The organism is Streptomyces sp. NPDC059008, from assembly GCF_042749045.1.
Taxonomy (GTDB): domain Bacteria; phylum Actinomycetota; class Actinomycetes; order Streptomycetales; family Streptomycetaceae; genus Streptomyces.
This window is the reverse complement of sequence record NZ_JBHYJC010000090.1, coordinates 1-10,321: the sequence shown is the minus strand read 5'-3', so window position 1 is coordinate 10,321 and position 10,321 is coordinate 1. Positions and strand designations below refer to the sequence as shown.

13 protein-coding genes and 1 pseudogene are annotated in these 10,321 nt (G+C 71.6%); 13 read left to right on the top strand and 1 reads right to left on the bottom strand.

Features of this window, described 5'->3' with window-relative positions:
- The 10 genes from ACFWZH_RS39090 to ACFWZH_RS39045 all read left to right on the top strand — a co-directional run.
- Positions 1 to 328 (top strand): hypothetical protein (locus ACFWZH_RS39090; RefSeq protein ID WP_384443170.1); only part of this gene is annotated, 328 nt, incomplete at its 5' end.
- Positions 325 to 831, top strand: coding sequence for a hypothetical protein (locus ACFWZH_RS39085; RefSeq protein WP_384443167.1), 507 nt, complete (start codon positions 325 to 327; stop codon positions 829 to 831). The genes ACFWZH_RS39090 and ACFWZH_RS39085, both read left to right, overlap by 4 nt.
- Positions 828 to 1,748, top strand: a complete 921-nt coding sequence (locus ACFWZH_RS39080; RefSeq protein ID WP_384443164.1) for a hypothetical protein — start codon at positions 828 to 830, stop codon at positions 1,746 to 1,748. Before ACFWZH_RS39085 ends, ACFWZH_RS39080 begins: the two co-directional genes overlap by 4 nt.
- Positions 1,749 to 1,890: 142 nt before the next feature.
- Positions 1,891 to 2,070, top strand: a complete 180-nt coding sequence (locus tag ACFWZH_RS39075; RefSeq protein WP_384443161.1) for a hypothetical protein — start codon at positions 1,891 to 1,893, stop codon at positions 2,068 to 2,070.
- Between the two features lie 109 nt (positions 2,071 to 2,179).
- On the top strand, positions 2,180 to 2,329 hold the full coding sequence (locus ACFWZH_RS39070) for a hypothetical protein (protein WP_384443158.1): 150 nt from the start codon (positions 2,180 to 2,182) through the stop codon (positions 2,327 to 2,329).
- On the top strand, positions 2,326 to 2,490 hold the full coding sequence (locus tag ACFWZH_RS39065) for a hypothetical protein (protein WP_384443155.1): 165 nt from the start codon (positions 2,326 to 2,328) through the stop codon (positions 2,488 to 2,490). Before ACFWZH_RS39070 ends, ACFWZH_RS39065 begins: the two co-directional genes overlap by 4 nt.
- Before the next feature lie 22 nt (positions 2,491 to 2,512).
- Positions 2,513 to 2,872 carry a hypothetical protein gene (locus tag ACFWZH_RS39060; RefSeq protein WP_384443152.1) on the top strand — a complete coding sequence of 120 codons (360 nt, stop codon included), beginning with the start codon at positions 2,513 to 2,515 and terminating at the stop codon, positions 2,870 to 2,872.
- Positions 2,873 to 2,874: 2 nt separating this feature from the next.
- Positions 2,875 to 3,066, top strand: coding sequence for a hypothetical protein (locus tag ACFWZH_RS39055; protein WP_384443149.1), 192 nt, complete (start codon positions 2,875 to 2,877; stop codon positions 3,064 to 3,066).
- A gap of 615 nt (positions 3,067 to 3,681) precedes the next feature.
- Positions 3,682 to 5,166: a protein rep gene (locus tag ACFWZH_RS39050; RefSeq protein ID WP_384443146.1), complete on the top strand. Its 1,485-nt coding sequence runs from the start codon at positions 3,682 to 3,684 to the stop codon at positions 5,164 to 5,166.
- 2,098 nt (positions 5,167 to 7,264) lie between these two features.
- The gene (locus tag ACFWZH_RS39045; protein WP_384443144.1) at positions 7,265 to 7,408 is read left to right on the top strand and encodes a hypothetical protein; all 144 of its coding nucleotides are present in this window, start codon (positions 7,265 to 7,267) and stop codon (positions 7,406 to 7,408) included.
- Positions 7,409 to 7,789: 381 nt separating this feature from the next.
- Here the strand turns inward: ACFWZH_RS39045 and ACFWZH_RS39040 are convergent, their stop codons facing one another.
- A complete protein-coding gene (locus ACFWZH_RS39040) occupies positions 7,790 to 8,494 on the bottom strand; it encodes a GntR family transcriptional regulator (RefSeq protein WP_384443173.1) in 705 nt (234 codons plus the stop codon).
- 187 nt (positions 8,495 to 8,681) lie between these two features.
- On the opposite strand from ACFWZH_RS39040, the gene ACFWZH_RS39035 reads away from it, so the two are divergent.
- The 3 genes and pseudogenes from ACFWZH_RS39035 to ACFWZH_RS39025 form a co-directional block, all read left to right on the top strand.
- On the top strand, positions 8,682 to 9,644 hold the full coding sequence (locus ACFWZH_RS39035; RefSeq protein WP_384443141.1) for a helix-turn-helix domain-containing protein: 963 nt from the start codon (positions 8,682 to 8,684) through the stop codon (positions 9,642 to 9,644).
- Entirely contained in the window at positions 9,641 to 9,808 is a 168-nt protein-coding gene (locus tag ACFWZH_RS39030; RefSeq protein ID WP_384443138.1) for a hypothetical protein, read from the top strand. Before ACFWZH_RS39035 ends, ACFWZH_RS39030 begins: the two co-directional genes overlap by 4 nt.
- 260 nt (positions 9,809 to 10,068) lie before the next feature.
- Positions 10,069 to 10,321 (top strand): annotated as a pseudogene (locus ACFWZH_RS39025) (hypothetical protein); the annotation flags it as partial.

The following is a 10,321-nucleotide window of genomic DNA, read 5'->3' as shown; positions in this document are numbered from 1 at the left end:
GGCTGTCACCGCGACGGCCGCTGCGATCCTCCCGCTGCCCGGTGTCGGGTACGGCGTCGGCCGGATCTGGGGATCGCTGCTCGACCACATCGGCGCTGACATCCACCCCGCGGCGTCCCACGTCGCCGCGGCCGTCGCGATGGCGGTGGTGGTCGCGCGCATCCACCGGCCCTGCCGCCTGCGCACCGCCCTCGACGGCGACCGTGTCCGGCTCGTCCGGCACCTGAACTTCCTCGATGCCTTCGGCGTCGTCACCACCTTCATCGGCGGCACCTGGGGCGTCCTCGTCCCGGACATCGTCGCCGCCACGACAGGAGTCCGCGCATGAACACCCCACTGACCCTTGCCGGAGCCACCGTCTCCGTCGCCATCGTGATCATCAACATCCGCACATGGTGGAAGGGCACCCGCGAGCTGAAGGCGCTGGTCCCGTTCGGCGGCGCGCTGATCACCGGCGCGGGCTGGACCATGTGCCTGGGCGGCCTGTTCGGCTGGTTCGCCAGCAAGGCGGTTGAGGCGAGCAACAAGGTCGGCGACAAGGGCATCAGCACCACGACCGGCGCGCACGGCGGCGGCAGCCTGGCCCATGGCTCCCTCGGTCAGCTCACCTACCCCGGCGCCTGCGCGGTCCTGGTCACCGCGATCATCGGCGGGATCGTCCTGAAGGCGGCGGGCAAGACCGACAAGAAGCGCATGTTCGGGGGCCTGTTCGCGGGGCTGACGCTGTGCGCGACGGCGGGATTCGCCGAGCTGATGCAGTGGGTGCCGGACATGTACAACGCGCTCGGCGACGCCGGAAAGAGCGTCCTCAACGGGGACGTGTCCCTGTGAGCGCCGACACCGCGCCGGAGGCCGGCGCCACGCTCGCCGACCGCGCCGACGAGCTCAAAGCCAAGGCGGAGCAGGCGGAGGCGAAGGCCAAGCAGGCCAGCGCCTGGGCGGTCCGGTTGATGACGACGATCGGAGAGGGCACCACCCTCCTGGGCAAGCGCCTCGCCGACCGGCTCAAGGGCTGGTGCCTCGAGGCCCACCGGGCAGACCTCAAGGGCCTCTCCGCCGACCTCGGCATCTACGTGCGCGGCGCCCTGATCCTCGGAGCCGGAGCCGGTCTGTGCTGGCTGGTCTACCGCCACCGCATCCTGATGTGGCCGCTGGTCATCGGGTGGTCGTTCGCGGCACTCCGCACCAAGGTCAGCGCGGACAAGGCCCAGGCCGTCAAGGACGCGCCGGGGGAGGGCGGTTCGGAGACGGCCGCCCAGTCCGGCCCGCGGCCCTCCCCGGAGGCGTTCCTCCACCTCCTCCACGACCTCGTCGAGACGCACTCGGAGGGCGCGAAGAAGACCCCCGGTCTGCACTGGCCTCAGGTGGTCGCCGGGCTCTCCTCCCGCTACCCCGGCGGGGGGTCGCCCGGGGGGTGGTCCGCGGCCGACTGCCGGGCCCTGTGTGAGGCCGCTGCGGTGCCCGTCTCCAAGGGCACCCGGGCGCGCGGAGAAGGGGCCCGTCCGGGGGTCTCCACCGGGGTCCGTACCGAGGACCTCCCGGCCCGCCCGCCGGCCCCCTCCCCCGGCCCCTCTCCGGAAGGGGCCCCGGCCCCCGCTGTTGCTGTTGTTTCCGCAGGTCAGATCCAGCAACAACCCGGACAACAACAACAGCAACAGGGCGCCAGCAACAGCGGGGAAGGGGCGGCGCGGCTCGTCCAGGACGAGGACAACCCCGCCCGCTGGCACGTCGTCCGGCAGGCCAGCTGACGGCTGCCTGTCCGCCCCGGGCCACCCCGGCCGGGGCGGGCGGGGAGCGCGTCAGACGCCTCCACGACAGCGCGGACCGGTCGTCATCCCGCGAAGAAGTCCGACCGGCCCGCTCCCATCTCGCAGAGACAGGAGCGCCAGCATGGCATTCCGAACGTCGATCTCGCTCAACGAGCTGCGCGAGAAGCGCGCGGATCAGGACGACTCCCAGCACGCGACCACCTACGAGGCCAGCCGCGGCGGCTGGTACCCGAAGCAGGACAGCACGCCCGTGCCCGGCGCCGGGAACGGCAGCAACGGCCGTCTGCGGGGTGGCCGGTGATGGCGAACAACAAGGACCAGGACCAGGAGCAGCGGGACCAGGAGATCTCCCGCAAGCTCGGCGAGACCAACCGCCGCAGCAGCGGCAAGGCCGGGAAGTGAGGCCGGCCATGGCCAAGACCACGCAGCAGCAGTGCGCCGAGGACTACCGCCAGGCCCAGGCCAACCGCACGGAACGGGAAGCGGCTGCCCGCGAGCAGACCGGCCAGGCCCGCGCCAACGGCAACGCCTCGGCCGGGGCCTGGAGGGGATCCCGGTGATCCGGATCCCTCACGACCTCCACGAGTGGGACGTCGCCGACGTCCACCAGTGGCTCGCCCGCCTCGCGGCCGACCCGGACGTGAGCGAGCGCGAGCTGGCCTTCGCCCGGCAGGCCGTCGCCCGTGCCGCAGCCACCGGCCAATCGCCCAACGCCAACTGACGACAGACGGAAGGATCGACCCATGACCGACCAGACTCCCGCCGGCCACGCCAGCGCCGCCGCTGAAGCTGTCCGCCACCTCAACCACGCCACGCTCGGCCCCGGCCGGGACGGCTGGCAGTACCCCAGTGACGCGTACAGCGTGGTCGGTGACCTGGTGGCGCTCGCCCAGCGCCTGCCGCAGGCCCTCGACCAGATCGCCCAGTTCGTCACGCAGCTGGAGGCGCAAGGCCACCTTCGCAGCGACCGCGACCGCGACGTCGCCGACGAGGTCGCGGCCGTCACCGCTGGCCTTCGCATGTCGACGGACGATGTCGAGCTGCTGACCGACCACCTCAACGCCGTGCACTCCGCGCTCTCGCCGCTGGCCTGGAAGGAGTGACCATGTGCGCCACCTGCAACGGCGACGTCTACGTCGCGGACGGCCAGTTGTGTCCCGAGTGCGTCTGCCCCGACTGCCTCGACCGGCAGGCCCGTACGGCCACGTACGCGCTGCCGGAGGAGTGGGACGACGACCCGCAGGACTGCCGCTCGACCTCCTGCGGCTGGGCCCGCGTGATGGGGCTCGCGGCCTGAGTCGCCCTCTGCCCACCGCGAACTGATCGGCGGACAAACCGGATATGGAGTGACTAACCGTCAACACACAAGGCCCGTCCGGCAAGCCGGACGGGCCTTTGTGCGCGCCGCCTCTGCGAGGGGCGGCCCTCGGGTGGCATGATCGCCACCCAGAAATGGCACGAGCCAGGGTTCCTAGGCCCCGGCTCGCCGCCTCCACTCGGTCTCTACCACCGAACGGAAACGTTGCTCGTGCTCAGAGTACGAAATGAATCGCCCGTCCCGCCACAGGGGACGGAAGACGCGCCGCTTCCCGCCCCGCGGGCCCCGCGGACGGTCGACGAGTTCGACCAGCAGCAAAAGGCCCGCCTGGAGGCGATGCGGGCCTCCGCCGGAATCTGCGGCGGATGTGGCGAACCCCTCCCCCCCTCCACGGGCAAGCGTCCCCGGCGGTTCTGCGGCGACGCATGCCGAAAGCGCGCAAAGCGCGCATCCGGGACCACCGCGGCGCGCAAGGTGCCGGCACCCGCCGATCCAAAAACGGACAAGCGCCTTGGTACTACCGGAGAAACTACGGACACGCAGGTCAGCGCCGGTTTTTCGGCCCCTGCGGCCTCAAAAACGGACACGGCCGAGGTGGCCGAAGCGTCCCGCGACGGGCGCCACCGACTCCGTGAGGCGCTCTACGACGTGACGACCGACAAGGCGCTCAGCCGCTGCGGCCGGTACGCGCTCGGCGGCGGCGTCACCCCGAAGGTCACCCCCGGCGGGTCCGCCTACTTCGCGGGGCTGGCCACCTGCGGCAAGGTGCACGTCTGCCCCTGCTGCGGCGCGAAGATCCGGTCCGCGCGCACGGTCGAACTCCAGGCGGCCGGTACCGCCTGGGAGGACATCGGCGGCGTCAACGGCCCGAAGATCCGCCCCGCCCGCGCCGCCTGGAAGAAGAACATCAACGACCGCACGGCGGAGGACTGGGCGGCCATCGAGGCCGCCGAAGGGCTCCAGGCCGGTGGCCTCGGCATGCTGACGCTGACCATGCGCCACTACGCCCGGCACACGCTCGCCGAGCTGGTCACGCAGCAGCGCGACGCCTGGAAGAAGGCGCTGGGCCAGAACGCGGGCCGCGACTGGCGCAAGGCGAAGAAGGACTACGGCGTCATCGGCTTCGTCCGGGCCTGGGAGGTCACCTACGGCGAAGCCAACGGCTGGCACCCGCACTGGCACGTCCTGGTGTTCTTCGACAAGCCGCTGACCCCGGAGCAGGGCGAGGCCCTGGAGGAGGTCATCTACGAGGCGTGGTCCACCGCTCTGCAGGAGGTCGGTGCGTACCTGCCCGACCGTGAGCACGGTGTCCGCCTCGACCTGTCCGGGCACGGTGAGGGCGGACCGCTGGCCCGGTACCTCATGAAGTACCAGGACGGGAAAGCCGCGTGGACGACCGCGGCCGAGATGACGCGCACGGACACGAAGGCCGGCCGCGACGGTCACCGCACCCCGTTCGAGATCGCCCGTGTCCTCCTCGACGAGGATGCCGCGGACGACGACCGTGCCCAGACCGTGCGGTTGTGGCAGGAGTACGAGTCGGCGGCGCGCGGGATGCGCGCCCTGTACTGGTCCAACGGCCTACGCAAGCGGCTCGCCGCGCTGGTCGAGCTCGACGAGCGGACCGACGGCGAGATCGCCGCTGAGGAGCGGCAGGGAGAGGCGCTGGCGGTGATCCTGGCCGATCCCTGGCACCAGCACATCGCGCGCCGCAAGGGCCGCTCGTTGCAGCTGCTGAAGGCGGCCGAGAAGGGCGGGCAGGTCAAGGTCCGTGCCCTGGTGGAGTCCTGGGGTCTGGTGTGGGGACGCGACGTCCTGCCGCCTCCGCCCGTCGACCTGGAGGCGGCCAAGGAACGCACCGAGGAGCTGCTCGACCGGCGCGGAGTCGAAGGCGACGATCGCCAGCGGAAGGCACACCGCGTCGCCAAGAAGTCCGCCGTACCGGCCGCGCGGAAGGCGTCGGTGGTGGCGAAGACCAAGGCGCCCAAGAAGGCCGCCGCGCACTGCACCGAATGCGGCGGCGCCCTCGACACCCGGCTGGCCGGAGCGTCCGGAGCTGGCCGCCACATCGGCTGCTGACCGCTCCGGCCGACCGCGTAACTGACATCAGTAAGCACTAACTCGCTGTCGCTCCCTGCGCGCGAGTTCAGTGCCGGACCAGTGCCGCGTCCGCCGGCGGAAACTCCCGCCCCGACCGTGCCCGGTCGTCCCGGAAACCCGCGACAGCCGAGTGCACCGGGCCGCGAAACTGGGCCCAGTTCGCACTATCTTGCTCTGCCTTCTGACCCTGATTCCCGCGGCCGACACCACCACCTCTGCTGAACTCCCTACCGAACTCCGGACCCCTCCCTGACCGAACTCCTACCGAACTCCCCGCCCTCCCCGACCTGCCCCTGCCGTACGCACCGAGACCACCCCCTCCGAGGCACGTAGCGAGGGGGTGGTCTCGGTGCGGGAGGCAGAAACGGGCAGGTCGGGGAGGGCGGGGGTATGTCCCGCAGGAACACCCTGGGATACACCCTGGGATACACCCTGGAACCCTCCCGGCCGCCCTCGGTCGGGAGCGCGGAGGAAACTCCTCCGCTACTGCTTGCTCGGCTCGTCCGGGCGTCGCGGAGTAGTACTTCCGCACCAACTTGCTGCGGTGCAAACCGTGCGGGCGGACCCGCCACTCAGACCCGCACAAGGTCCGCCCAGGGTCCGCCCAGGGTCCGCCACTCAGAGGTTCCCGACCGTCACCCGCCACCCGTAGTGGCGGTGCTTGGGCGGACCCTGGGCGGGTTGGAGTGGCGGGTCCTGGAGGCCGGATTCGGTCCGCCGTATCGACACCGGAAGTGTCGATACCTGGGTCCTCCCGGCCCGATCAGGTGTACTGATCGAATATCTTGCTGCCGCTTCCGAGCCGCCGTCGGCCGCCCGCCGACGGCGGCTCTGCTGTGTCCGGGAGTGGCTGCGGTTCGGCTCGCGCAGCTGCGGTTCGCCGGTCGGCCGGCGGGTTCGACGGCGTGCTCCTGGTGCTCGTCGTCGGGTCGGTCCGGGCGGTGCTGAGGGGGCGTCGGAGCGTGCTCACGACGTGCAGTTTCGCGGAGTGCAAGAGGTGTGCCGTTCTCTTCGGGTCGAGCTTCGCTCGGATTGGTCGTCCTGGGTCAGCTCGTAATGCAAGAGCTCCGGCGTCCTGGGTCAGTTCGTAATGCATGAGGTGTGAGCGTCTTGATCTTGCTGGGGGCCGACTCGTTGGGAATGCCTGGGTGTGTTCTGTAGCGGGCTTTGTGCTGTGGTCGGGGTGCCATCGGGTCGTGATGCATAGGTGTGGGGATCGGTGGCGGATGCATCGGGTCGGTGAGTGGTGGGACGGGTGCCTCCGGTGTGGAGGGGGCGGAGTGCAGCGCACCTCTGGCACTTTTGACGCGGCCTGCTGCTGGGAAGCCCGATTCCCGTGCGGCGGGACAGATCTTGCAACTCGGTGCCGTACGTCATCGCGTTGACGTACAGCGGCGGCCGGTGACGTACTCGACCGCCCCGGCCGGGACGGCCGGCCACGTGTCGGCGATGTGCCGGTGACGCGTCCTGACCCGTCCGCGACGTGCCGGTGACGCGTCCGCGACGTGGTGGTGATGCGTCCCGGCCTGTCGGCGACGTGCCGGTGGACGCATGGGGGACACGTCGGTGGACACGTCGCACCTGCGCGGACACGTCGGACACGTCGATTCGACACCCCCGCCTTTGGCGGTCTGCGCGGCGGTATTTCGGGCTGCACCCGGGTCGGCGGCAAAAGTGCCAGAGGTGTGGCGACATCCGGGCCTCTCCGGCCGGGGCCGGCCAACACCTCGCGGGTACGGTCGCGGACATGAGACGAGAGATCCCCAGAGACGCTGCCGGGCGTCGGCTGTGCGAGCACTGCCTCACGGAGCCGGTGCCGGAATCGCTCGGCACGAAGCCGCGCTCCTACTGCTCCCGGAACTGCCGCCAGCGCGCGTACGAGACCAGGCGCCAGGCGCGGATCGTCGCGCAGGCCCTCGCCACGGATGCCGCGGCGCGCGAGGCCAGAGCCGCACGCCCAGGAACGTCACGTGACGTTCCTGGTAGGCCCATGCCGGATGCCCCAGCAACGTCACGTGACGTTGCTGCCGCACCGTCGCCGACCAGGCCGACCCGTGCGCCGGCGGTGCCGCGGCCGGTGCAGCCGCCCACGCAGGACGCGCTGTTCGAGGACCAGGTCGAGGAGGAGGACCAGGTCGAGGAGGAGGCGCCCCGGCGGCCCGCCCGGCGGATGATCGACCTGCTGCGGGAGATGCCGAAACTGCCCGGGGGCTTCGGGTAACCCGCGATGGGACAGCCGGACGAGCTGCCACAACGATGCCCGCAGCGCTGGAGAGCGAATGCCGGGCCGGGCCACAGCGCGGCAGCAGCTGCTCCCCGCCCGCCAATTCCCGGGCAGGTGATCGCCTTATGGTCTGCATCCGCGACGGCGGGGGTACGGTCTGAGCCCAACTCCACCCGGATTGTCCGGAATCCGGAGCGCCACCGACCCCACCCCTCCCGTAGCTGGCCGTCTTTTGGCACCCCGGAGTCGCCGCAGTCGCCGATGGTGGCGGCCACGCGTGCCATGTGACCGTAGGCGTCCACCCCGGCCGTCCACCGGTGTCCACGCACGTCAAAGGCCCGCCCCCCTGTCCGCGGGGCGGGCCTTCGTGGTGGACGGTCAGACCGTGTACTCGTAGATCGACTCCCGACCCTCGGTGACGCTGACGCCGTACTCCAAGGTGACCCCGTCCTCGTCGCGGAGGATCGTCCTGGTCAACTTCACGGCGGCGGGCTCGTCCAGCGACAGCAGCTCGGCCTCCTCAGCGGTCGCCAGCCGGACCGATACGCGGTCCTGGCCGTGCACCACAGTGCGGCCGGTCCTGTCTTCTAGGTATCGCCAAGTGCCCTCGCGGATCCGGTCGGTGCTGACCAGCGCCGGAGCCGTGGAGGACAGCGCGCCGTCCAGCCAGCTGGTGCTCATGCTCAACGCGACGTCAGAGGCGTTGTACGTGACCCGCACCCGGCGGATGGCCGGGGCGCCTTCCTCGATCCCGAGCGCCTCGGCGACGTCGGCCGGCGCCGGTTCCAAGCTTGCTGACGTGATCCGGGCGTACTCACCTTCGGTGTAGATCCGACCTGTCCTGCGGACGGATACGGCCCGGTCGTGCCCGTTGTGGTGCAGCGGCGCGGACTGGCGGACCCGTGTCCCCGACCCCTGGACGGCCTCGATCAGGCCCTCGGTCTTCAGCACGACGAGTGCCTTCTGAGCGGTCGCGCGGGATACGCCCCATTCCTCAGCGAGCGCGCGATCTGTTGGGAGCGCGTCGCCCGGGGACATTTCGCCGGACATGATCTTCGTCCGGAAATGCGTCACGACCTGCATGTATGGCGGTGCGGACCGCTCGATCTTCGGCATTGAAACCTCTCTTGGGAGTCCTGCTTCGCATCCAGGCTAGGCCATTGCCTTGACATTGGCCTAGCCGCTAGGCCAATTTGGAGGGGTGCCGGTGGACACCCGCAGTGGACGCCATCGGCGCAGGTCACAGCCATGCCATGAAGAGGGGACATCCATGCCTGCACCACCCCTGTCCACCCCCGCAGTTGGGGATGAATCGTCCGAACTCGCCCCCGCGACAGTGGCGGCGGTCCGGGCTGGTCTGGTCGTCGGCCTGGTCGGCGTTGCGGGCGTCGCGTTCGTCGTGAGCTGGACGGCGCTCCACGATGTCGGTCGTGCCATCGGGCTGGACGCGGTGGGTGCCGTGCTCTACCCGCTGTCGGCCGACGGCCCGATCGGGCTCGCCCTGGTGGCGTCGCTGGTGCTGGCCGGTCGGCACCGCCGGGCCGCACTGGGGGTCCTGTGCCTCTACACAGCCGCCTCGTTGGTCCTCAACTACGTGCACGGCCTGGTGCCGCTGGAGGGCGTCCGCCCGCGGCTGAGCCCGGTCAACTGGGTGCACTGGGCTCTGGTGGGTGTGGCCGCCGCGCTCCCGGTCGGGAGCATCGCGTGCTGCGCCGACCTGGTCACCCGCGTGCTCCGGTCGGCCCGCCCGGCGGTCCGGCCCGCGACCGAGCAGTCGCCGACTGGGCCGGTGGACACCGTGGTCCCGCAGGTGGCGCCGGTGGACATCCCGGTGGACACCCCCGCCCCGGAGCCTCTGCCCGCTCCTGAGCCGGTCCTGACGCCCGCTCCGGTCCCGGTGCCTGCTCCGGTCCTCGACGGTCCGCAGGAGCGCCCACAGCGGCGTCTGACGGTCATCTGCGGGGCGACGGAGCTGTTCCGGCCGGAGGTCCCGGTGGCCCGGCCTGCTCCGGAGCCTGAGCAGCCGCAGTCGGACGACACGCGTGCGCTGGTCGCACGGCTGTGGTGGGAGGGGGAGTTGAGCACCCGCAAGGCTGCCGCTGCCGCTGGCGTCTCGAAGAGCACGGTGGACAAGGCGTGGCAGGCCCTCGCGGCCGAGCACGGCCCGCGCCCGCTGCCCGGTCAGTCGGTGCCCGGCCCCGGTCAGCTGGAGATGGCGGGGGTGGCGGCATGACCGCGGTCCTGGTCAACGGCTGGTGGCGTGAGGTCACTCCGGTGCGGCTGGCGCTCCCGTCCGGCTACGTGCCCGTCCGGCCGGTGGTCGTCGGCCCCGCTCCCGACCGCAACGAGCTGGTGCTGCGCGCGTGGCTGCGGATCCGGATCGGGGGTGTGGGATGACGACTCCGACTCCGCCTTCGACTCCGCCGACTGTCCACCTGCCCGCGCAGGGCGGGACGCCGGTCACGCCCACCGGCGTGGTCCCGGGGACCGGTTGGCCGGTCCGCCCCGGTCCCCCGTCCACCCCGTCCACCGCTTCGGCGCCGGTGTCCACCCCGTCCCCGGCACCTGTCCCCCCGGTCGCTACCGCGGCGGGCGGGTCGGGGGACTGGCTGTTCGGGCTGCCGCCCGCGCCGCCCGTCCCGCCCGGTGGCGGAGGGATGACGCCCTGGCTGCCGCCGCAGCCGCCGGCCCCGTACGGCCCGCCGCAGCAGATCGACGTGCACGTCACCGTCCACCCGCCGGTCCCGGTGGAGCCGGACCTGACGTGGTGGCAGCGCCTTGCGCGGGCCGTGCCCTACCGGGTGTCCCCGCTGGTGGCTGTCACCGCGACGGCCGCTGCGATCCTCCCGCTGCCCGGTGTCGGGTACGGCGTCGGCCGGATCTGGGGATCGCTGCTCGACCACATCGGCG

Bases quoted from the DNA above. Each gene is read 5' to 3' on its own strand.
- ACFWZH_RS39085 (WP_384443167.1), top strand. From the start codon at position 325: ATGAACACCCCACTGACCCTTGCCGGAGCCACCGTCTCCGTCGCCATC.
- ACFWZH_RS39075 (WP_384443161.1), top strand. From the start codon at position 1,891: ATGGCATTCCGAACGTCGATCTCGCTCAACGAGCTGCGCGAGAAGCGC.
- ACFWZH_RS39070 (WP_384443158.1), top strand. From the start codon at position 2,180: ATGGCCAAGACCACGCAGCAGCAGTGCGCCGAGGACTACCGCCAGGCC.
- ACFWZH_RS39060 (WP_384443152.1), top strand. From the start codon at position 2,513: ATGACCGACCAGACTCCCGCCGGCCACGCCAGCGCCGCCGCTGAAGCT.
- ACFWZH_RS39055 (WP_384443149.1), top strand. From the start codon at position 2,875: ATGTGCGCCACCTGCAACGGCGACGTCTACGTCGCGGACGGCCAGTTG.
- ACFWZH_RS39040 (WP_384443173.1), bottom strand. From the start codon at position 8,494: ATGCAGGTCGTGACGCATTTCCGGACGAAGATCATGTCCGGCGAAATG.
- ACFWZH_RS39035 (WP_384443141.1), top strand. From the start codon at position 8,682: ATGCCTGCACCACCCCTGTCCACCCCCGCAGTTGGGGATGAATCGTCC.
- ACFWZH_RS39030 (WP_384443138.1), top strand. From the start codon at position 9,641: ATGACCGCGGTCCTGGTCAACGGCTGGTGGCGTGAGGTCACTCCGGTG.